Origin of the sequence: Microcoleus sp. S13C4, assembly GCF_036700865.1 — a bacterium.
In the GTDB taxonomy this organism is placed as follows: Bacteria; Cyanobacteriota; Cyanobacteriia; order Cyanobacteriales; family Microcoleaceae; genus Microcoleus.
Genome location: NZ_JAUBPS010000014.1, coordinates 1 through 24,096, shown reverse-complemented (window position 1 = coordinate 24,096; position 24,096 = coordinate 1). Strand labels below are relative to the sequence as shown.

At 44.7% G+C, this 24,096-nt stretch carries 12 protein-coding genes and 1 pseudogene; 3 read left to right on the top strand and 10 right to left on the bottom strand.

Annotated elements, in window-relative coordinates:
• Positions 1 to 127: 127 nt before the first annotated feature.
• Positions 128 to 3,154 carry a PAS domain S-box protein gene (locus QT996_RS08475; RefSeq protein WP_333045799.1) on the top strand — a complete coding sequence of 1,009 codons (3,027 nt, stop codon included), beginning with the start codon at positions 128 to 130 and terminating at the stop codon, positions 3,152 to 3,154.
• Between the two features lie 242 nt (positions 3,155 to 3,396).
• Here QT996_RS08475 and QT996_RS08470 read toward each other — a convergent pair whose 3' ends face one another.
• From QT996_RS08470 to cobA, 6 genes and pseudogenes are all read right to left on the bottom strand, one after another.
• Complete coding sequence (locus tag QT996_RS08470) at positions 3,397 to 3,609, bottom strand: hypothetical protein (protein ID WP_333045797.1); 213 nt, start codon at positions 3,607 to 3,609, stop codon at positions 3,397 to 3,399.
• A gap of 120 nt (positions 3,610 to 3,729) precedes the next feature.
• Positions 3,730 to 4,299 carry a Uma2 family endonuclease gene (locus QT996_RS08465; RefSeq protein ID WP_333045895.1) on the bottom strand — a complete coding sequence of 190 codons (570 nt, stop codon included), beginning with the start codon at positions 4,297 to 4,299 and terminating at the stop codon, positions 3,730 to 3,732.
• Positions 4,300 to 4,484: 185 nt separating this feature from the next.
• Entirely contained in the window at positions 4,485 to 5,669 is a 1,185-nt protein-coding gene (locus QT996_RS08460) for a tetratricopeptide repeat-containing serine protease family protein (RefSeq protein WP_333045796.1), read from the bottom strand.
• Positions 5,670 to 5,895: 226 nt separating this feature from the next.
• Positions 5,896 to 6,102 (bottom strand): annotated as a pseudogene (locus tag QT996_RS08455) (type II toxin-antitoxin system death-on-curing family toxin); the annotation flags it as partial.
• A 146-nt stretch (positions 6,103 to 6,248) separates the two neighbouring features.
• Positions 6,249 to 6,464, bottom strand: coding sequence for a hypothetical protein (locus tag QT996_RS08450; protein ID WP_333045794.1), 216 nt, complete (start codon positions 6,462 to 6,464; stop codon positions 6,249 to 6,251).
• 32 nt (positions 6,465 to 6,496) lie between these two features.
• Complete coding sequence (cobA, locus tag QT996_RS08445; RefSeq protein ID WP_333045792.1) at positions 6,497 to 8,062, bottom strand: uroporphyrinogen-III C-methyltransferase; 1,566 nt, start codon at positions 8,060 to 8,062, stop codon at positions 6,497 to 6,499.
• A 140-nt stretch (positions 8,063 to 8,202) separates the two neighbouring features.
• Here cobA and QT996_RS08440 point away from each other — a divergent pair, with 140 nt between their 5' ends.
• Positions 8,203 to 11,157 (top strand): glycosyltransferase, encoded by a 2,955-nt coding sequence (locus QT996_RS08440; RefSeq protein ID WP_333045789.1) that lies wholly within the window; start codon positions 8,203 to 8,205, stop codon positions 11,155 to 11,157.
• A 27-nt stretch (positions 11,158 to 11,184) separates the two neighbouring features.
• On the top strand, positions 11,185 to 11,421 hold the full coding sequence (locus QT996_RS08435) for a hypothetical protein (protein WP_333045787.1): 237 nt from the start codon (positions 11,185 to 11,187) through the stop codon (positions 11,419 to 11,421).
• A gap of 73 nt (positions 11,422 to 11,494) precedes the next feature.
• Here QT996_RS08435 and QT996_RS08430 read toward each other — a convergent pair whose 3' ends face one another.
• Genes QT996_RS08430 through QT996_RS08415 form a run of 4 tightly spaced genes read right to left on the bottom strand, consistent with a single transcriptional unit; the run spans position 11,495 to position 23,497 of the window.
• Entirely contained in the window at positions 11,495 to 21,280 is a 9,786-nt protein-coding gene (locus tag QT996_RS08430) for a tetratricopeptide repeat protein (protein ID WP_333045785.1), read from the bottom strand.
• 58 nt (positions 21,281 to 21,338) lie between these two features.
• Positions 21,339 to 21,464, bottom strand: coding sequence for a hypothetical protein (locus QT996_RS08425; RefSeq protein WP_333045784.1), 126 nt, complete (start codon positions 21,462 to 21,464; stop codon positions 21,339 to 21,341).
• Positions 21,449 to 22,507, bottom strand: coding sequence for a homogentisate phytyltransferase (locus tag QT996_RS08420; RefSeq protein ID WP_333045783.1), 1,059 nt, complete (start codon positions 22,505 to 22,507; stop codon positions 21,449 to 21,451). The genes QT996_RS08425 and QT996_RS08420 overlap by 16 nt, the downstream gene beginning before the upstream one ends.
• A 36-nt stretch (positions 22,508 to 22,543) precedes the next feature.
• Entirely contained in the window at positions 22,544 to 23,497 is a 954-nt protein-coding gene (locus QT996_RS08415) for a methyltransferase domain-containing protein (RefSeq protein WP_333045781.1), read from the bottom strand.
• Positions 23,498 to 24,096 lie beyond the last annotated feature (599 nt).

Below are 24,096 nucleotides of genomic sequence, written 5' to 3'. Positions count from 1 at the left end.
CTGGGTTGGTAATTTGACATCTCCCTACTCAAAAGTAGTTTTCCCGGTAAGACTTCGACGATGAAGCGGGCAATGGCAGAACTCAATCGCTAAGCACTTCAGCACTCATGAATAATGCAGGTTAGGTATGATTACACAATTTTTTGAGACGGGAGGATTCATTCCTCATGGTCACTGCTATCTCTGGCAAACAAATTTAGTAGGATTACATATTTTATCCGATGGTTTAATTGCTTTAGCTTACTACTCCATCCCCATCATGCTAATCTACTTTGTGCGACAGCGCCAAGATACTCCTTTTCAGAAAGTATTTTTGCTGTTTGGCGCCTTCATAATTGCCTGTGGTACAACTCATATCATGGAAATTTGGACACTTTGGTTTCCTACTTATTGGGTTGCTGGAGGACTTAAAGCTATTACTGCTCTGATTTCTATATATACTGCATCTGAGCTAGTGTTTTTAATTCCATCAGCCTTAGCTTTACCTAGTCCAGCTCAACTTATTGCGGCAAATCAAGCCTTAGAGAAGGAGATCAATGAGCGCAAGCGGGCTGAAACCGAACGCAAACAAATTGAGGTGGCATTAAGAAACAGTGAAGAGCAGTTTCGCAATGCGTTTGAAAATGCGTCTATTGGAATGGCGATCGTTTCACTTGATGGGCACTGGGTTAAAGTCAATCCTGCCTTATGTCAGATTCTTGGCTACTCCTCAGAAGAGTTGTTAGCGTTAACTTTCCAAGACATTACCCATCCCGACGATTTAGACCTGGATCTTAGTTATGTACATCAGCTATTAGCAGGAACAATTTCAAATTACCAAATGGAAAAACGGTATTTCCATAAACAAGGGCATAGAATTTGGATTCTTCTTGATGCCTCGCTAGTACAAGACGAACAGGGAAATCCACTGCATTTTATTGCTCAAATCCAAGACATTACCGCTCGAAAAGAAGCTCAAAAGACGCTAGAACTTCAGAGTGTTATTATGCATAACATGGCAGGTGGAGTGTGTTTAATTAAAGCGTCAGACCTCACGATCGTCTACACCAATCCCAAATTTGACTCTATGTTTGGCTACACAGATGGCGAACTCGCAGGTCAACCCGTTGGTGTCTTGAATTATGTCGATCAACAGCTAACACCAGACGCAAGCGTGCTAGATATTGTCACTGAAATTGATCAGAAGGGAGAAGCACAATATGAAGTATACAATAAGAAAAAAGATGGAACTCTCTTTTGGTGCAGAGTTCATACGTCTAGGTTTGACCATCCTGAATATGGAACCGTATATGTTGCGGTTCAGGAGGATGTGACAGAGCTGAAACAAGCTGAGCAAGCCTTGCGAGATACCACAAGTCGCCTCAACTTTCTCCTGAACTACAGCCCCGTCGTTATTTTTAGCTGTAAACCTGGTGGCAATTATGCAGCAACGTTCATCAGCGAAAATATCAAAGATGTATTGGGCTATGAAAGCAGGGCGTTTTTAGAAGATGGTGAATTTTGGGTGCATAACTTACACCCAGATGATGTAGAACGAGTGCTTAATGGCTTAGACAATCTATTCGTCAATGATTTTTATTTCCATGAATACCGTCTTCGTCGCTCTGATGGGGTTTATCGCTGGATACTCGGTCAACTCAGACTAATTCGAGATCGTGCAGGTAGACCAGTGGAAATGTTGGGATATTTAATAGACATTAGCGATCGCAAACAAGCCGAGTTGGAACTTCAGCAAGCTAAAGAAGCAGCAGAAACAGCAAACCGAGCCAAAAGTATGTTCCTGTCCAATATGAGCCACGAACTCCGTACTCCTCTCAATGCTATTTTGGGATTTACGCAATTGATGAGTTACGATCCAGTTCTGACTCCCGAACTGCAAAAAGATCTGGCGATCGTCAATCGAAACGGCACACATTTATTGGAATTGATTAACGACATTTTAGATTTATCTAAAATTGAGAGCGGACAGATGACACTCTATCTTTCTGACGTTGACCTAAAATCTTTGCTGATTTCTCTTGAAGAAATGTTGCAAATTAAAGCCCACTCGAAAGGATTGAAACTAATTGTCGAGCGAGATCCCAATCTTCCCCAATTTGTGCATATCGATGATAAAAAACTGTATCAAGTCTTAGTCAATCTGCTCGGTAATGCGATTAAGTTTACTAATCAAGGAAGCGTCACCTTACGAGTAAGATCAGAAGAGAGCGACCAAACGTTCTGTCGCCTATGTTTTGAAATTGAGGATACTGGAGTGGGAATTGCTCCAACAGAAGTTGACAGCTTATTTAAGGCGTTCGTGCAAGCTGAAGCTGGGAATAGATTGAATCAAGGTACTGGTCTAGGTCTAGCTATCAGCCAAAGATTTGCCCAACTCATGGGTAGTCAGATTCGGGTTCAAAGCACATTGAATCAGGGCAGCATTTTTTACTTTGAACTTGGGGTAAACTTACCTCAAGCAGTCTGCCTTGCCTCAGAATTGCCTAAACAAAGAGTGATTGGTATAGCTGCAGGACAACCAGCTTACCGCATCCTTGTTGTTGAAGATTTAGAGGAAAATCGTCGCTTATTGGTCAAACTCCTTACCTCAGTCGGTTTTGAGGTGCGCGAAGCAACACAGGGAGTTGAAGCACTCGAAATGTGGGAAAGTTGGTTCCCAGACGTGATTTGGATGGATCTACGAATGCCGATCATGGATGGCTACACAGCTACCCAACGCATTAGAGAACACCCTAAGGGACAAGAGACTGTGATTATTGCTTTAACTGCCAGTGTTTTTGAAGAAGATCGAGAGAAAGTTTTTATGGCTGGTTGTGACGAGTTTATGAGCAAGCCCTTTCAGGAAAGGCTCGTCTTTGACAAACTCGCTCAATACTTGGGAGTAGAGTACATCTACACAGTTGTAGGAAAAGATCCCCAAAAACTAGGTGTTTACACTTTATCTCCAGAAGATCTAGCCGTGATGTCCTCTGAGTGGTTAGAACAAATGTCTCAAGCTGCCTACTATGCTGATCCTGAAATCATGAACGAGCTAATCCAACAAATTCCCGCATCTCAATCAACCCTTTCCAGTGCGCTAATTGATTGTGTCAATAACTTTAACTATGACCAAATTGTGGCGTTAATTCGACCTCTGCTCCCGAATTCAGTTTAGTTAGCGAGTTTAAGGACAAAGAAGCTATAGTGCTCTAAAGAAGCTATAGTGCTCTAAGGAGTGGCTATATCTCCAATAAACCTCTCCCATAATTACCTCTCTTTACCAGCTTGGTTTGCTGCGGGTACATTAAAGGCTCCGCAGTCATAAACCAACGCTTAAATCTGGGTTTCAACGGTTCATCAATACAGCATATTCCATGTAGATGTAGATCGCGAGAAACCGGGTTTCGAGCAACAGAATCAGTAATGATGCGAGAACTGTAAAGAAACGTGGTTTCTGGGGTGTACTTTATAAACTTGGAATATGCGGTAAAACTCGCCGACAAATAACAGCGGAGAGACGATCGATAAACTGATGATTTTTTCCAGCATAGGCGGATACTCCAACAAGTGGAAGTAACCCGCTTTAATCTGATCTAGCTGTCGTTTCTGAAAGTCGGTGATTTCTGGCACCTCGTCTTGCCATTCTCTAAAAAATTAGTCGTCTGTGACAAGTTGCAGGTCAAAAAGCGTTTTTAATTCTTCTAATGTGACATTTTTAGCTTGAATTTTTTGAACCCTAATTTGAATTTACTAATTCCCGATTTTTTGCAAATTTAGAACAAATCCCGGCAAAACATTTTCTCCTGAAATGGTGAGAGGAGATGTTAAGACTTCCACTTTTTGACCGAGGCGATAAATTTCAACTTCCCGTTTTTTGTGGTTAATCAACCAACCCAAACGGCAGCCATTTTGCATATATTCTTGCATTTTTTCCTGGGTCTTTGTCAATCTGTCACTCGCAGAAAGAAACTCGATTACAAAATCAGGACACAAGGGGATAAAATTGTCTTTTTGTTCGGGTGTCAAAGCTTCCCAGCGGGCTTTTTCTACCCACGAGACATCAGGAGAGCGATCGGCTTTATTGGGCAGAGTAAACCCTGTGGAGGAATCAAACACTTCTCCTAGTTCAGTTCGCTCGTTCCACGTCCAGATTTGAGCATTCGCTGTTGAGTTGCTTTTTCCCGTTTCTCCTCCGGTTGGGGGCATGACAATTAATTCTCCGTTGGCATTCCGTTCTAGTTTTAATTCCGGGTTTTCTTCACACAGTTGATAAAACTGTTCTGAAGTTAGTTTGATAATGGAATTGAGGTTTAAGGTGATAAGCTGTTCACCATTTAAATTTTCGATACTATCTAAGCCAGTAAAGGGTTTCAGCCTCTGCAACACCCAGTTTAAATGCTAAACAGCTTAGCAGTCATTGTTATTTACCTGCTGTTTGTAGGAACTTGATTAAGAATTAAAAATGGGATTAGTCATTTTTAATTCTTAATTTTTAACTTCTCATTCTACTGCAATTGTTTGATTCTGTTGAGCGCGTCTTGATAGGCGCTGGTTCTGCCGCCTTGTTTGTAAAGTTCTGCTGCTTTTTGAAAGTCGGCAATTGCTTTCGGTTGGTCTTTGTTGTCCAGGTAAGCTAAAGCTCGGTTATAGTAAGCGTCGGCAAAACCGGGATTGGCTTCGATCGCGCTCGTGTATGCTTGAATAGCGCTGGGTGCGCGCGTTGAATCGATGCTGGTGCTGGTGAGGAGAGTGCGGGCATTGCCGATGTTGAAGTACAATTCGGGAGTGTAATTGGGCTTAAAAGCGAGTGCTTTGTTGAAATCGGCGATCGCGTCCCAAGGATTGTTTTGATCTAACAGCGAAAGTCCTCGAAAATAATAAGCTTGGGCGTCTTGAGGATTAATGGTGGATACGGGGCCTTGAGTTGCGGGAGTATTGTCTACTTTCAACTCGGATTTGTTGATTCCCGCCGCCAGCAGCTTCGCGATAAATGTATTGATTGGAACTGCTGCGTTAAATCCGGTTTTAATCGGGGCGACTTCGCCGGAACTCGTTTGCGCGAAACCGAATTCCCCTTGTCCGTGCAAACCGATGACTCGGCCTTCGGAGTCAAAAACTGGGCCGCCACTCATGCCACTCCAAGTTACGGCTTGATACCGCAAGGTGTAACCTTCCGGGCGGTTGCCGGGGCGGCTGGTAACGAGTCCGGGAGAGAGTTCGGGTTCTCGTTCCGCGCCGAAAAGTCCGCCGGTAGCGGGATAGCCATAAACGAAGATTTGAGTGCCAATGACGGCTTGATCGGAATCTGCGATCGTGGCCACTGGATATTCTTCGGGGCTTTCAAATTTGACTACGGCTAAATCTGGGTCAGTTTCGGCGGTTTGCAAACGGGTGACTGCCGTTGCTTGATAGTTTTTGCCGATCGACGTGCGAACGGTGTATTTCACGTCTGCTTTTTCTACGACGTGATTGACTGTTAAAACTGTGTAAGTTTTGCCTTTTTTGGCAATAATTACCCCAGAACCGTCTCCTATGGAACTGTTAATTTGTACTGTCAGCGGCCCGGCAATGCTGGCGACTTCTTGGGGGGTTTTGGCGATCGCGGGTTGGCTGATGACTATGGTTAAGGCTGCGGTAGTTCCTGCTAGCAGGGTGGTTAAGGTGTCGTAACGAGAAAAATTTATATTCATGGCTATTGCTAATTTGTAGTTGGGTAGCGGGATTTGCGGGAAAAAGGGCGATCGGCGATTTGTGCTTTTTTGTGTTTAGTTTTCTTACTGGCTTGACGCAAAGGATCTAGGCTTTGTTCTTTAGTGATAATTTTACTCGCTTTTTTGTTCCGCGATTCGCTATTTCAAGGTAGGGTGAGTACGCCGCAGCTTACTTAATCTCAATGAAGGCTGCCCAACTTACTTATTAAAACTCAAAAATACATGGCTCGAACTCGGTGGTTAGTTCTTCCTTAGTCATGGTTCCCCGTGTGACTCGCATGACTAAATCATATACTTCATCGTCCGTCAAATTCAGAGTGTAACCATTTAAACGCAAAAATGTATCTGTCACCGCAAAAGCCGTTCGTTTATTGCCGTCAATAAAGAGATGATTCATCGCTATGTGATAGAGAGAGGCGGCAGCTTATTCGCTAATTCTTGGATGCAAAAATTGGCCGCCAAAAGTTGCTTGCGGTTGAGCCAAAGCCGACTCTAACAAACCTTCGTTTCTGACGCCTGGAGTGCCACCAAATATCTCTATCTGTCTGGCGTGGATACTTAAAACCCTACTTTTGCTGACAAAATTAGGAGTTGGTAAGGCGACGGTAAACCTCCTTTCTTTCGCGTTCTGAATCTAGATATGCCTGCCATGCTTTGGCTTCTAGTTTTTTTTTCTTGTTCAGTTTTTAAGGAACGGACAAATTCAAGCACTTTCAGCAGCACGGGTTCTGGTACTTGGTCTAGTTCTTGAAGAAGTTGGTCTTTTGCGGTCACGTTTCTTTCCTCCTAATGATCGTAGAACTATTTTACAACCTCGCTTGTGTCCATTGGACGATCGCCTCAGTCAATCCGTCTAACGTGTATTCTTTGGCTTCTACGTCTAACTTACCCAATAAATTATGGCAGCTTTTGGAAGTTTCAGGGCCGATGGATGCGATACAAACGCTTTCCAACCAATCCTTAGACAAGGATAATTCAGGGGTTTTTTCTAGGAGGTTACAAAAGTTATGGACGGTTTTGGAACTGGCAAATGTTATGATATTTATAGCTTGATTTTGTAGTGCGGATAGGGCGATTGGATCGATAGTTTCGGGACAGCAAGATTGGTAAGCTGGTACTTCTATTACTTGCGCTCCTTTGGCGGTAAATTCTTTAACTAAAACTTCTCTGCCGCCGCTTTCTACTCTGGGAAATAGAATCTTGCAGTTTTGCAAGTTGTCGGGGAAGTTCTCGACTAGAGAATCGGCGACAAAGTTGGGGGGAATAAAGTCGGGTTGTAGAGAGTGCGATCGCAAACTTTCTGCTGTTTTTTTCCCGACTACTGCAATTTTAATACCAAACAAACTCCGGGCGTCTTTGCCTTTTGCTTGTAATCGTTGAAAAAAGCAGTCTACAGCGTTGTGGGAAGTGAGAATTAACCAGTGAAAGCTTGACAATTGTGCGATCGCACTGTCTAATGGTTCCCAAGTGGACGGCGGCCCAATTACCAAGGCGGGCATTTCGATAACGCGGGCTCCTTGTTGCTGGAGTCGATCGCTAAATTCAGCAGACTGAGAAACCGATCGCGTGACTAAAATGGTTTTTCCTGCTAGTGGCAATTTGCTGTTATTAGTGGTGACTGGTGTATCGATCATATTTGTGGTTTCTGGCTGGATTAAATATTCGCGCAATCTAACTACTTCCCCAATTACGATCACGCAAGGCGATAGAGATTGACCTGCTGTTTGCTGTACAATGTTAGAGAGAGTACCGACCCAAATTTGCTGTTCGGGGCGACCGCAATCTCGGATAATGGCGATCGGAGTTTCGGTCGATCGTCCGTGCTTTTGTAATTGCCAAATGATCTCGCTTAAATTGCGCCCTCCCATCAATATTACCAAAGTTTCTATCTGCACTAAAGCTTCCCATTCAAGAGCATCCGGTTCGTGGGCGCTCATCACTGCAAAACAGCGACTCATTACAGGATCGGTGAGGGGAATTCCTGCTAGTAAAGGTGCGGCTAATGCTGATGAAATTCCGGGTATTACTTCAAACTCGCAGCCCGCTGTAATTAATGCTTGAATTTCCGAACTAGAGCGACCAAAAATAAATGGATCGCCGCTTTTTAAGCGTACTACTTGTTTGCCTAAATTGCAATGTTCTACCAGCAAACGGTTAATTTCTTGCTGCTGGGTGGAAGGTTTGCCGCCGCGTTTCCCGACTTCGATTTTCCGACAAGTTGCTGGGATTAATTCGAGTTGCGGGATGTCGATGAGAGCATCGTAGATTAAGACTTCGGCTTGGCATAGCAGTTTGTGCGATCGCACTGTCATCAAGTTACAATCTCCGGGCCCCGCACCGACTAAATAAACTTTCCCTTTTTGGTTTTTCACAATTCCTCCTCGATAGTATAGTTTTATGAATATTGCTAGCCTATAGTAAGGTACGCATGGTGTACCCTACACTATAGTAAGGCGTGCATGGCGCACCCTACGGTATACTCAGCAGTTTGATTGTATAATAAAAGCTATTTATGCAGATTATCATCATCACGGCCGCCGATGCAAATTACTTTGAATTGGTGCGAGGCACTATTTTATCGGTGCGGGAAAAACCAGAGGGTGAAAATGTGGCGATCGGCTTTTTCGATCTCGGCTGCACTCCCCAACAGTTGCAGTGGCTGGAAACACAAGTTAATATCATTCAAAAGCCCGATTGGGACTTTGACTTTCCTGGCAGAAATGAAGCTCCCGAACATTTAAAAGGATTGTTAGTTAGACCTTATTTGCGAAAATACTTTCCCAATTTTGATATATACCTCTGGATTGATGCGGATGCTTGGGTGCAAGACTGGAGAGCAATTAATTTGTTGGTTGAAGGAGCATCGCGCCGGGGACTGGCAATTATTCCCGAAGTTCACAGGGCGAGCTTGCAGCAGTACGGGCAACTTCCTCAGTTTTGGCAGTGGGTTTATCAACAATATGAAGCTAACTTTGGTGAAGAAATCGCTAATAAATTCTACAGTTATCCGATATTAAATGCCGGAGTTTTCGCCCTCCGAAAAGATGCTCTGCACTGGGAAATATGGGCTGAGAAACTCAATCAAGGATTGCAAAGATCCGGCTGTGTCATGACCGATCAATTTGCCCTCAACCTCGCTGTTTACAGTGGCGAATTGTTCAATCTGACTGAAATGCTCCCAGCTTGGTGCAATTGGATATTCAACGGTTTTCCGGTTTGGGACAAGCAGCGAGGCTGTTTTGTGGAGCCGTACTTGCCGCAGGAGGCGATCGGCATTTTGCATTTAGCTGGCCGCCAGCAGTTTGACCGAGTACAATTGATGGCAACTGACGGCGATATACTGGAAATTAGCGTCCGTTATCAACCTAAAAAACAGGAAGCAATACAAATAATTCAAAAACTAAAAATGACTTACCAACAACCTGAACTTAGCCAAAATAATTTATTACAACCAGGAGATTATGTTTCCCCTGGGTTCCAAATAATTATACCTGACTCCTATTTTCCCAATATGATTATTGCCGACGCAAATGCGAGTAACTGGCCTTATTTGCGCCGAGAAATTCCGCATAATTGGTATGCAGACAAGCGCTATCCATTCATCGGCTTTTTGAATCGCGACGAAGCACATATTCTTTACAATACAGCCCTGCAATTCAAAGGTAAAAAAGCCTTAGAAATAGGCTGCTGGCTAGGGTGGTCTGCCTGTCACTTAGCCCTCGCAGGAGTTGAGTTAGATGTCGTCGATCCGCTGTTAGAAAGAGAAGATATCAGACAAAGCGTAATCGATTCAATTCAAGGTGCTCTAAATGCGTCGGGCGTTCAAACATCAGTCGAGCTAATACCCGGCTATAGCCCCCAAAGAGTAGAAGAATTTTCCGCTCAATTCAACCGCAAATGGTCGTTAATTTTTATTGACGGAGAACACGGAGGTGATGGGCCGTTAAATGATGCCATTGCGTGTGAAAAATTGGCTGAGGAAGATGCAATAATTTTATTTCACGATTTAACCGCTCCAGATGTTGGTAAAGGTTTAGATTACTTGAAGCAAAGGGGATGGCAAACAGTAGTATATCAAACAATGCAAATTATGGGAGCTGCTTGGCGGGGCAATGTCGAGCCAGTAAAACATCAACCAGACCCCAATATTTCCTGGGAGTTGCCAGCACATTTGCACGGTTACAATATTAGCACTTTAGCGACAATTAATCCTCAAACCGCCAGCCAAACCCATCAAAACCAACAGTCATCTTATACAAGAGATTTTTACCAATTAATCGGAGAAGGAACTCGCACTTCGGCTAGAGAAATTATTCCCCTGCTGTTAGACTTGCTGCAACCCATTTTACCTAAAAGTGTGGTAGATGTGGGCTGCGGTACGGGAAGTTGGTTAGCTGCGTTTCATAAGTTGGGAATTGCTGATTGTTTGGGAATAGATGGCGATTATGTCGATCGCACTATTTTGCAAATTCCTTTAAATCAGTTCCAATCCGCCGATTTAAAGCAACCGCTGCAAATAAACAGAAAGTTTGACTTAGCAATTTCTCTAGAAGTTGCCGAACATTTGCCGACTACCTGTGCCGAAAACTTTGTTAATTCTCTCACTCAACTAGCACCGGTGATTCTTTTTTCTGCTGCGATACCATTTCAAGGAGGCGTCGAACACGTTAACGAACAGTGGCCACAATATTGGGTGTATTACTTTCAGAAAAACGGCTATGCAGTTATTGACTGCTTGAGAAAAAAAATATGGAACAATGACAAAGTAGAGCCTTGGTACGCTCAGAATATCGTGATTTTTGTTAAACAAGAATACTTGTCGAGATATCCGAGGTTAGTAAATGAATATCAAAATACCGATCTGAATCAATTAGCCATCGTCCATCCCAAAATTTATTTTTACAGCTTGCAAGCTGCTAGAAATTCGGCACATAATTTACAATCAGAAAGTGTCAAACAAGTTTCAGCCTCGCCACAATTGGCAGATCGACCTTTGGTATCTGTGATTATTCCCTGCTACAATCAATCTCATTTTTTGGTGGAAGCAGTAACTAGCGTCATTAACCAAACTTACAAAAATTGGGAAATTATCATTGTCAATGATGGCAGCTTAGATACTACTAGCACAGCAGCCAAAAATTTGATAGCAGCAAATCCCCAGCATCAAATTAGGCTAATAGAACAAGCTAATCAAGGGATATCAATGGCTAGAAATACTGGCATATCGGCAGCAAACGGCGAATACATAATGCCCTTAGATGCCGATGATATTTTAGCTCCAAATGCCTTGATTTGTCTTTTAGAAATATGTCTAAAATCCAAAGTACCTTGCATAGCATTTGGTTCTTATCAACTTTTTGGTGGCAATAAAAATCACACAATACCCAGTTATGATTTATATTCACCAAACAAGATCAAACAATCTAATATGATTTGCACGTCTTCATTGTATCACAAATCAGTTTGAAATTTGGTCAAGGGTTACAAAGCAGAGATGAAAGAAGGTTATGAGGATTGGGAATTTTGGGTTAATTGTCACAAACATAGCATTCCTTTTTTGGGAACGAGAGAAATAGTTCTTAATTATCGCCAGAATCATGGTTCTAGGAATGAAAATGCTCAAAGTTACCATGATAAATTGGTAGCACAAATTGTTTCTTACAATCCAGAACTATACGATATTGAAAGTGTAAACAGTGCTAACAAACTATTGAAATTAATCGCAAATTAATCTTTTTTATAATGACTAAAGTCTTTTCTAAGAACAATTTTCCAAAAGTTTGTAGTCAGCACTTTAGTGTTATCTACATATCGGCAATCACCTCCAAAAAACGCTTAACCTGTTTTTCCCAAGTCCAATCGAGCATAAATTTAGCCGCAGCTAAACCGCGACGTTTTGATTCTTCGCGATTAGTATAAACTTGTTCCAAAGCCTCAACAACTTCTGCAACCTCAGACTCTCCCCAACCTTCTACACCGGGAAAAAGAGCAGTAGGTTTAACTCGTCCTTGACTCCATAAAGGATAGCAAATGTGGCTGTAAATTAAGTCTAAATGACCAGTATTTGCTGATAAAATAGTTGGAATTCCGCAGGCCATACTTTCCATGGCCACTAAATTAGTACCGCCTTCGCAGCGGTTGGTAAAAACAGCGCAGTCGGCTTCTCGCAAAATTTGTCCGGCGAGGTGATTGGGAATTAAGCCGATATCTATAAAAGAGTCAATCGGCAAACCGTTAGCCACTAACCATTGGGAAATTGCTAAACTTCCGTCGCGGTTGATATTGGGAAGTCCCGCAACGTTTCCGGTTTGTTCGATTCCTAACATATACTGAGGCCAAAAATTGTGCCATGTTGTTAGTAACAAAGCCTCTGGATGTTTGGCGCGAAATCGTTTGAAAGCGGCAATTACAATATCTTGACCTTTGCGATATTCCAGTTTGCCGCCGGAGAAAATGACGAAGCGATCGCCAAATAGATTAGATTTGGGTGCCGGATGGAAAATTGTTGGGTCAATTCCTTGATTTACCATCGCCACATTAGTCAAGCCGTGGCTTCTCAAAACATCGGCATTCCAGTTGGAACCGGCGACAATCACGCTATATTTTTTGGCTGTTTCTAGTGCTTCTGCTGTGATTCGTGTGTCTTCAAAAAATATGACTCCTATTTGACAACCGCTGGTAATTTGATTGTCAACTCCAGACGATGCTAAATTATTCCCCAAAGCGTAAAGTACGGGAAAATTACAACTGATTTGTTTGTCGGAATTTGCTGCTACTAATTCCTGAAAACTTTTTTGCTTTTCTATTACAGGTAATAACAGCGATTTATGCAGCGGATTGAGCGATTCTGAGGTGATTGAGGGCGGTGCTAAAAGTGCAACTTCCCAGGCGGGATTTTGCAGCAGTTGTAGTGCTAAATTCATGCCGTAAATTCCCCAGCCACTGGTGATGCTGACCGGCCAACTAATGCCGATTCCTGTAATTTGCGGGGGTATTTGTGGGGGGGAGTTTCGAGGCGGATCATAAGAATCTGTGTTACCAGGCTGAGCCTGGGAACGAGTAGAGATTAAGTGTTCTAAGGCTGCTTTTATACGATCGCACACTCCATCCCAGTCACCCGCTTTTTGCTGCCTAAACAACCGTGCAGTGGGATACCAAGGGCTATCTTCGCGATCGAGCATCCAGCGCCAATCGGGAACAAAAGACAGCAAAATCCAGACTGGTTTGCCCAAAGCACCGGCCAAATGCGCCACAGAAGTATCTACGCAAATTACTAAATCGAGTTGCGAAATAATGGCTGCGGTGTCAGCAAAATCAACGCAATGTTCGCTCAAATCTTCAATTTGCTGTTGATTTAATAAAGTAATATCGCCCGCTGACAAATCTTTCTGAAGACTGTAAAAACTCACTCCCGGAACATCTACAAATTTCAGAAAATCGCTCAATTTACACGATCGCCGATGATTGTGGCGGTGCAGCGCCCCGCCCGCCCACACAATACCTACTTTTAGTTTATTGTTCGGCTCTAGGGAATATTTAAAATCCTGTGGCGGAGCTAAATAAGGAATATTCGCTGGTATATTTTCCAAAGTTGTTCCCAGAATTCGCGGCAAACTTAGCAGCGGGGCTTGCACTTGAAAATCTACCAAATCGCTCGGTCTGACTCCTACTCGATCGACTCCTGCAATTCCTTCAAATAAACGCTTCAGCAAGACATGACAAGCAACAATAACTTTGCCACCTTTTTGCTTGACTAAAGGTGCGTAGCGGATAAATTGTATCGTATCGCCAAAACCTTGTTCAGGGTGCAATAAAATTGTTTTTCCCTGCAAATCAGAGCCGTCCCAAAGTGGTTGATCAAAAGAGCGCTGATCCAATTGTTGAGTTTCCCAGCGCGATTCGTACTCTGCAAAACCAGCATCAAAATTCCCAGTTAAAAGCAAAGCTAATGCTAGTCTCAAGCGCCAATTAGGGTAGTTGGGACGTAGTTGAATTGCTTTATTGTAGAAGTCGATCGCCTCTACGACTTGTCCCTGCTCTTCGAGGGCAGAACCCAAATATAAGTTAGTTTCAGGCTGGTTGGGATTGATTTTTAGCGATTTTTGGTAGTGAGCAATAGCCGAGGCTATTTGCCCGTTTTCCTGTTTGATATCACCTAAACAACTGTGGGCTTCGGCGTGGCTGGGTGAGGCAGCAATTACTTGTTCGTAACGAGCGGCAGCGTCTGCTTTTTTACCTTGTTTTTGTAAAGCAGTGGCTATGTGAAATTGTACCTGTGCGGGCGATAAGGAAAATCGAGGCGAAGCCTGGGGATATCCGTTACCAGGCACAGCCTGGGAACGAGTATAAATTAGGTGTTTTAACGCTGTTTTTACGCGAGAGAACACTCCCACCCAATCACCCGGTGTTTGCTGCCGAAACAGCCGCGCCGTCGGATACCAAGGGCTGTCCTCGCGTTCCAACATCCACCGCCAATCCGGCATAAAACACAGCAAAATCCATACGGGTTTACCCAAGGCACCGGCTAAGTGCGCGACAGCAGTATCAACAGAAATTACTAAATCTAGTTGCGATATCACCGCCGCAGTATCGGCAAAATCGTTCAAATTGTCGCTCAAATCTATCACGGGAATTTGAGTTAACAAACTACGATTGTCAGGCGACATTTCTTTCTGAAGACTGTAAAAAGTTACACCGGGAATATCTAACAATGTCAGGAAATAGCTTAAATCGCTCGATCGCTGAAAATCCTTCAAATGTTCCGCACTTCCCGCCCACGCAATTCCAATTTTGAAATTGCAATCGAAATTTAGGGAAAACTGCCAATTCTGCGGCGCATCTAAATAAGGAACATTTGCCGGTATATTTTCTAAATTTGTTCCCAGAACATACGGTAAACTCATCAGCGGTGCTTGCACTTGGAAATCGGGCAATTCATCCATCCTAACCGCCACTTGTTGGATGCCAGGAATCTGCTTAAATAAACGCTTCAGTTCTTGATAGCAAGAAATGATTACTTTGCCGCCTTTTTGCTGTACAATTGCCGCGTATCGCACAAATTGAATGGCATCGCCCAAACCTTGTTCGGATCGGAGTAAAATAGTTTGTCCGTTCAAATCGGAACCGTCCCAAACTGGTTGATCAAAATTCAACCGTGGTATTTTTTTCGCCTGTTCTGTTTGCCAGCGCCACTCGTACTCTGCTAAACCGCGTGGTAAGTCTCCAGTCAACAGCAAGACTAAGCTTAAATTGAAGTGAGCTTTAACACATTCTGCATCAATTTCAAGAACCTTATTGTAACAAAAAATTGCTCTATTTACCTTTCCTAATTGTTCCTTTGCACTTGCTAAATTAGTGAGTGCTTCTATATAATTCGGATTCAAAGATATTGCTCGTTCCAAGCTACAAATTGCCTGTTCTATTTTGCCAGCCCCCAAGCATAACGTTCCGAGGTGATAGTGTCCTTTAGGATTGTTCGGTTCTGCTTCAATTGCACGCTCGTAAAGCCGTTCAGCCTCAGCTAGCTGACTTTTTGCTTGCATCGCCACACCCAAATTTACCAGCGCTGGCACGTAATTGGAATTGACAGAAAGTGCTTGATGAAAACACGCGATCGCAGTCGGCAACTCGCCCTGCTGCTGGAGTGCCGCGCCGAGATTATTGAGAGCTTTGACGTAAATCGGATTCAGAGCGATCGCCTTTTGAAAACAAGATACAGCCGCCGCTATATTGCCTTGATCTTGCAGCAAAATACCCAAGTTATTCTGCGCTTGAGCGCAGTTAGGGTCGATTTCGATCGCGCGCTGATAATAGGTGGCAGCTTCGGCTAAATCGCCTGTTTGGTGCAACGTCACTGCCAAATTAGTGGCGGCCTCTATCGAATTGGGCTGCAAAACTAAAGCATTTTTAAAATAAGCGATCGCATCGGAAAATCTTCCTTGCGACTTGAGAATATTTCCCTGATTGAACTGTTTTTGATATAATTGAATGTTGGTCTGAGTTTCTATTGGCGGTAGAGCTTCTTGATGCTGACAAATTCTTTCTCTCAGCGCCAAAGCAGCTTCTTCTAAAACTCCTTCCCAATCTCCCGCCGTTGACTGGCGAAACAGCCGCGCCGTGGGATACCAAGGACTATCTTCGCGTTGCAACATCCACCGCCAATCTGGCACAAAACACAGCAAAATCCACACTGCTTTGCCCAAAGCACCAGCCAAGTGTGCCACACAAGTATCTACAGAAATCACTAAATCCAGAGCCGAGATTGCCGCCGCAGTATCCGCCAAGTCGTGCAAATAAGAGCTTAAATCTGTTACGGGCATTTGCTCTAACAAAGCGCGCTCGTCTGCTGTCATTTCCTTTTGCAAACTGTAAAAATCTGCTCCGGGAATATCTAACACTTTGGTCAATAAATTCAGGGGTAACGATCGCACATTATTGTGGGAATTTTTAGGATTTCCTGACCAAACAATTCCCACTTTCAAATTAGGAGTTTGACTGAGAGTAAATTCCCAACCGGGCGGCGGAGCTAAATAAGGAACTTTGGCCGGTATAGTTTCTAAAGTTGTTCCCAGAAGGTGAGGCAAACTCATGAGTGGCGCACGCACTTGAAAATCCGGCGCATCCTCTGGATGAACTATTAACGCATCGATTCCCGAAACTTGTGCAAACAAGCGCTGCAATTGCGGCAAACACCAAACAATTACCCTACCGCCTTTTTGTTTGACTAAATCTGCGTAGCGGATAAACTGAATTCCATCGCCTAAACCCTGTTCCGGGCAAAGCAAAATAGTTTTTCCCTCCAAATCTTTACCATCCCAAAGTGGCTGAATAAAGTTGTGGTGCCGGAACTGTTTTTCTTTAACTAGGAGTCGCCATTCGTATTCGCAAAAACCGCGCTGGAAGTCTCCCGCCAGCAGCAACGCTAAACCTAAATTTAGGTGAGATTCGGGATTCCCGACATTGAATTTAACTGCTTGGCTGTAGCAGGTGACAGCATCTACAAATTGTCCGCGATCGTGCAAAGCACTTGCCAAACTGGTGAGGGGATTGATATAACTGGGTTTGAGTTCGATCGCCCGACGGTAACAATCGATCGCCTCTGCCATATTTCCCGCTTCCTCAAAAGCTTTGCCGAGATTGTTCAAAGCTTGTGGAAAGTCTGGTTTCAGGCTCAAAGCTTGCTGATAGCAGACGATCGCATCTTCAATTTTGCCCTGTTTGTGCAGGACAATCCCCAGATTGCAGTGAGCCTGTGCACTGGCGGGCAATGCCTGAATCGCTTGCTGGCAAACAGCTAAAGCTAAATCCTCATCCAACTTATCTGGGCTAGACAGCGAAGTCCCGAAAGCGAGATCAGTTTCTGCCCAATCCGGTTGCAGCGCCAGAGCTCGATCGTAGTATGCGATCGCATCGGCAATTTGGCCCTGCCGCATCCAGGCGTATGCTAAATGGTGCAGGGCGTCCACATAATTTGGCTCGATTGCGATCGCCCGTTCGTAATTCGCGATCGCTTTCCCTTCCTCCCCTTGTTCCTCCAAAGCAATTCCCAAATTCAAATAAGCCACCGCGCAATTAGGATTGATTTGAATAGCTTGCTCGTAGCACCTTACAGCCTCCGCTACATCCCCTTGCTCTTCCCGCAACAGGCCCAAATTAATCAGCGCTTCCGCGCAATTCGGGTTCAAAGAAAGCGCCCGCTCATATTGTGCGATCGCCTCTTCAGTTTTCCCTGCTTCCGCCAGCGCGCTGCCCAAATTGCTCGCAGTTTCCGCCAAATTCCCGTCAATTGCTAGCGCTTGTCGGTAGTGCGCGATCGCCTCTGTTAGCTGGCCGGTTTGCTGTTTGACAACGCCTAAATTGCTGTGCGCGGCTGCGTAATTAGGATTGATCGCGATCGCTCGCTCATAACATTCGATCGCACCCCCAAAATCGACCTGCTGCTGCAAATCCACGCCCAACCGAAACTCTGCATCCGCCGCATCCGACGGCACAAATGCAGCAGCAACCGCGCCTAGAGATCCCGCCACCCGATCGAAAACGTCCTCCCAGTCGCCCCGCTGATGCTGACGAAACAGCCTTGCGCTTGGATACCAAGGACTATCTTCACGCTCCAGCAGCCACCGCCAATCCGGCGAAAACGCCAGCAAAATCCACACTGGTTTGCCCAAAGCGCCCGCCAAATGGGCGACAGCGGTATCGACACTAATGACTAAATCCAGTTTGGCGATCGCAGCAGCAGTATCGGCCAAATCGCCAAAATGCGGGCTCAAATCTACGATCGACGTTTGATTCAACAGCCCGCGATCGGGCTCGGAAACCTCTTTCTGCAAGCTATAAAAACTTACCCCCGAAACGTCCAAAAGTCGCAGAAACTGGCTTAAACTGCACGAACGCTGCTTGTTTTTGCGGTGTTTTGGATTCCCCGCCCAGACAATGCCAACTTTCAAAGTCCGATCGGGCAAAAGTGCAAATTCAGCACCCGCCGGCGGAGATAAATAAGCAGTATTTGCCGGTATTGTTTCCAGCTTTGTACCAAGAATATAGGGCAAACTCAACATCGGCGCTTGCACGTCAAATTCCGGCAGTGCCTCGCCTTTAACTATTAGCAAATCAATGCCGTCAACCGTTGCAAACAAACGGTGCAATTGCGGGTAACAGCCAACAATGACCCTACCGCCTTTATTTTTGACGATCGCAGCGTAGCGAATAAACTGAAGCGAATCGCCTAAACCTTGTTCGGCGTGCAGCAAAATAGTCTTTCCCTCCAAATCAGAACCGTCCCATAGCGGTCGATATTCTCTCGCCGGAACACTATTATCCGAACCCGCCAAAAAACAGGAATGACCAGTGTGAAATTCTTTAATTTGCCAGCGCCACTCGTATTCAGCGAGACCATTTTCCAAATCTCCCACCAACAGCAAAGCCAAGGATAAATTTAGGTGAGCGCTAGCGTGATTTGGACTTAAATGAATCGCTCGTCTGTAGCAGACGATCGCATCTTCTACTGCGCCTTTTTCCAGAAACGTCCTGCCTAAATTGTTGATAGCTTCCACAAAATCCGGCAGCAATTCTAGAGCTTTGTGATAATACTCCAGCGCCTCTTCTAAATTGTCCTGTTCTTGCAACACTGTTGCCAGATTGTTGTAAGCTTCCCAGCTATGCGGATGAATTTCCAGCGCTCGCCGGTACAGCTCGATCGCCCTTAAAAGTTCACCTTTTTCTTGCAGCGCCACCGCTAAATTAATCAGGGCGGGTACGAAATCCGGTTGCGCTACAAGAGCTTGCTCGTAATGTGCGATCGCCTCTTCCACTTGACCTTGTTCTTCAAAAATCTTTGCCAAGTTGTAAGCGGTTTGAGGAATATTTGGATCGATGGCTAAAGCTTCTCGGTAATGGGGGATAGCGGCTTCCAATTCTCCATTTTCTTGTTTGAGAAAACCAAAATTAATCCGCGCTTGAACGCAATTTGGCTCAAGAGATATAATCTGTTCGTAAAGGGCGATCGCCTCTTGCCGATCTCCTGTTTCCATTAAATGTTCTGCTTGCCGCAATAAATCCTCTAAAACAACTAAATTCTCGCCAGCCGTTCCGATAATCGCAATCGATGTCTCTATTCCCTGCGATTGCTTAGCTGCGGAGCGTTCTGCTAACCCTTCGCTCGCCATCACAAATATTTCTTTACTCTCTTTAACCACGCTTGCACCTGTCATTGTGAGAGCCACAAAATCGAGGTCAGGCTTATTATTACCAGTCATTGCAAGCGAAAGGGAGTCAAGCTGATCGTGGGCAGAATCCTCGGAATAACTAGCAGTATTAGCGATCGCAAATAAACTCAAAGCCGCCTGTACTTCCTCAAACAATTCTTGCCAACTTTCCGGCTGACTTTGGCGGAAAAGCCTCGCAGTTGGATACCAAGGATTATCTTGACGATCCAGCAGCCAGCGCCAGTCAGGAGCAAAAGAAAGCAGCACCCAAACCGGTTTCCCTAAAGCACCCGCTAAGTGCGCCACAGCCGTATCGACAGTAATGACTAAATCCAGTTGAGATATAGCCGAAGCGGTATCAGCAAAGTCGTTCAAATGCGGAGTTAAATCCGGCACTAAGTGTTGGTTCAACAAAGTGCGATCGCTCTCGGATAAGTTTTTTTGTAAACTATAAAAAGCGATTCCCGGAACATCCAAAAATCGAATAAAATCGCTCAAGCTGCAAGAACGCTGATTGTCTTTCCGGCGCTGCGGACTCCCCGCCCAAACAATCCCTACCTTCAATTTGGCATCAGAAGAGAGCGCAAATTTGCACTCAGCAGGCGGATATAAATAAGGAACATTTGCCGGTATTGTTTCCAGAGTTGTCCCCACAATTCGCGGCAAACTCATCAGAGGTGCGTGAACGTCAAATTCTGGCAAACCTTCCAGACTCACTGATAAATATTCAATACCAGGAACTGTCGCAAACAACCGCATCAGTTCTGGATAGCAAGCCACCATAACTTTAGCGCCTCGGCTGCGAAGAATCGGCGCGTAGCGAATAAACTGAATCGAATCGCCGAAGCCTTGCTCAACGTGCAGTAAAATAGTTTTCCCCTGCAAATCCGAACCATCCCAAACCGACTTTTTAAATTGTCTCGGTTGTACTTGCGGAGTGCGCCACCGCCACTCGTATTCAGCAAAACCGCGCTTAAAATCTCCGAACAATAGCAAACTTAAACCTAATTCCAGGTGGGCGGTGGCGTTCTCTGGCTGCAATTCCAAGGCTCGACTGTGACAAGAAAAAGCTTCTTGAAACTCTCCTAAATCGATCAAAGCGTGTCCGAGATTGTTAATAGCCTCCACGAAGTCTGGCTTTAAGTTTAATGCTTGTCGGTAGTGGGATATTGCTGCTTTTGCATTGCCTTGTTCGTGGAAAAATGCTCCTACATTGTTGTGAGCTTCGGGATTGTTGGGGTCGAGTTTTACCGCTTGCTGGTAGCAGTTAAAAGCTTCTGCTAATTTACCTTGCTGCTGCCAAACTGTTCCCAATCCCATCAAAGAATATGTTAAATTTGGATTGATTTTTAAAGCGTGCAGATAATAAGCTATCGCCTCGTTTAATTGATTTTTCTGTTTAAATAAATGTCCTAAATTGTGCGCTGTTTCGTGCAGGTTTGGGTCGAGTCGTAGCGCTGTTTGATAATATAAAATTGCCGAGTCTATTTCGCCTAATTGCTGTTTAATCCAGCCCAAATTATTGTAGGCGAGTGCGGAATTTGGCTGGATTTTGATTACTTGTTCGTAACTGGCGATCGCGCTTTGATACTCGCGTACATCCAGCAAAACATTAGCCTTATTTAAATGTGCTTCTACAAAATCGGGGTTTTGGGCGATCGCCTTTTCGTAAAAGTCGATCGCCTCTGCAATTTTTCCCTGCTGTCTCGCCGCTATTCCCAACAAACACAGCACGTTTGCTGATTCCGGCTGCACTTCTATTATTTGCCGATACAAATTCTCAGCTTCTAACAAACGGCCCGCTTGGTGATGTTCCCAAGCTAATTTCAAAGAGTCTTCGGCACCCAGTTTGCAGGCAGATTTCCGAATTTTTTTTTGAGAAGCCATAGTTGTCTTTGTTGTGTGGGAGTTCGCTAACTGGTAATTGCCAAATTGTTCTAATTTGTTAACTCTTCCTTCCTTCTTCCTTCCCCCTTCCTTCTTCCCCCTCCCTTCTTCCTCCTTCTTCCCCCTTCCTTCTTCCTTCTTCCTTCTTCCTTCTTCCTTCTACCCCTTCTACCCCAACAAACAAGCTGCGGGAAAAATCAGATATTCTAAGAAAAACAACTTCCAGATAAACTGATAAAATGCAGCAATTTCTTTTTGATCGTCCAAATCAACTTTCGCGCTCCAAAACCACATCAAACCCAAAGCCGCCAAATGAGAAACTGCCAGAAACACTAAATTAACATTAGACAATACTACTGCTCCCGCCAAAGTCGCGCCCAAATAACAAACCGTCAACACCCAGCGAGATAAATTAAAGACGGCCGGCTTGCCCAGCTCAATCGTAAACGTAGTAATATTGTATTGCTTGTCCCCTTCCATGTCGGGGATATCTTTAAAAATGGCGATCGCAAACGTAAACACCACAACAAAAACCGTTAGCACCCAAACTTCTGCAGGAATGTCAAAAGACACACTCTTCAAACTCCAGCCAGAAAAAGCGCTTTTCGCCCTTCCCAAACCCAACACCCAATTAAAGTGCAAAAACAACCCTAAATTTACGATCGCGCCCCGCACCGTAAAAATGCACAGCGCCGCCCAAAAAGGAAACCGTTTCAGCCGAATTGGAGGCAGAGAATAAGCAGTCCCGATCGCCAAACTAACGCCAACGGTAGCCAGCAAAAACGGGCCTTGTAAAACAGCAGTCAAAATTGCTATAATTCCCGTTGCAATTACAATTAATTCCCCGGTTTTCCGAGAAAAAGCTCCCGAGGCGATCGGCAAATACGGCTTATTTATTTTATCAATTTCAACATCTTCTAACTGGTTCAATCCCACAATATAAATATTGCCGCAAATGCAAGCCAACCAGGCAAGAGCTAGGGGTCCAAATACAGGATTCACAAACAGCCTCGTACTTTGGGCGATCGCGTACAAAGCCATTACACTCAAGCTAGTACCCACAATTGTGTGCGGCCGAGAAAACTCCCAAAATGCCCTCACCCAGCTTTGCGGAGCCGAGCCATTTTTATCAATCCAAGACTTGCCAATCGAATCATTGCCCATAAATCTCACACCCACGCCAAACAAATAATATTCTGTAGGGTGCGTAATACGCACCTTACTCATCAACTCAAAACTCAAAACTTCTCTGATATATGCCTGTTATTTTACAGCACAAATCATCCCAAAACGAATCAATCCGCTCTGATATCCGCGACTCATCAATCCGAGAGCAAGTGCAGCTTGAATAGTCGTCCAACCGCTCGTTAGCAAACCCCAAATAGCGCTCGGAGTCAAAGCAGAATCGATCACCACATCCCAAAAAGGAGCAACAGCTTTTGACCAATCAGCGGTGCGAATACTTGTCAAAGGCAAACTGCGAACAATTTCCTCGTATTCCGGCAAAGAAATCACATAAGGCAAAGCATAAACCCGGTAAATTTCTGCCAATTGCCTTCTCTCTTCATCGGTTAATTCACCCGCCGTTTCTCCCACCGGGCGGTGGCACCAAGTTGCCAAAATCAAAGTTCCTCCCGGCTTGAGTACGCGGCAGCATTCCTGCAAAAACTTAATTTTGTCTGGCATATGTTCGCCACTTTCGAGCGACCAAACCAAGTCGAATGACTCGTCAGGAAAAGGCATATTCAAGGCATCGGCCACTAAAAAATTCACATTGCTTTGAGCATCGGCAATTTTAGCGCGTTCGGTCGCTCTGTTGGCCTGTACCGGACTCAGAGTAATCCCGGTCGCTGTAACGCTAGCGCCCGTTTTGTTTTGTTCGGGCGATTGGCTACGCTGTCGATCGACCATGCCATCCAACTTTAAATTATTTTGAGCTATCGAACTAAACTTTTCGGTCAAATAAAGCGTGCTGCCGCCGATCCCGCAACCGACATCAAGAATGCGGTAAGGTTGACACAGTGCCTTCTCTGACGGCACTCCAGCCCAAGCCAGCAGTTCTTCTATCAAATCTATCTGAGCCTGTCGGCGCTCTTTTTTCAAATTGCCATCCGGGCCGTAGTAACCGTGGTGCATATGTTCGCCCCACACCTGCTCCCACAAACCGCTAGAAGCGTCGTAAAGTTGCTGAATTTGCTGGTAAAGTGTTGATGTCATCGCCGGATTGCAAGTTATTAAAGGAATTCTACCGTTATTTTCCCGCTGTTGTCATAGAATTTGGCGATTGAGTTCGATCGGTCTCCGGTATTCGCCAGACAGAGATGTCCTGATTTCAAGCCCGACGATCGATTGGTGGCTTCCGTCTCAAACCTCAAATCTAAAATCGATTGGTGGCTTCCGTCTCAAACCTCAAATCTAAAATCGATTTGTGGCTTCCCTCTCAAATCTAAGTGCGATTCGTTTAACCTAAAATAAGCCGAAAAGCTTATAGGACGGTTAGCCTAACTGCTCAAACAGTTAGTGACAACTGGTTACATTTGTAGGTGAACCGCCGTGCGGTAAGTCCTATCCTCCAAGTGCAGGAGTGAAAGCATAACCCCTAGTTTAATGGGTAGCAACCAATAGGCTAAAGCGGGGTTAAAAGGCAGAACTACTAGGAGCCAAACCCGGTAACTGTCGAGCAAGAGTCCATGCGTAACGAAAGTGAAGATGTGTTTGAACCATCGTGATGGGAAATGGTGTAAGCTGTTGTGCCTTTAAATAGGGTATAATAAAAAATGAGTTTAGTCAATCTCTACAAAAATGCCAGCTAAAAA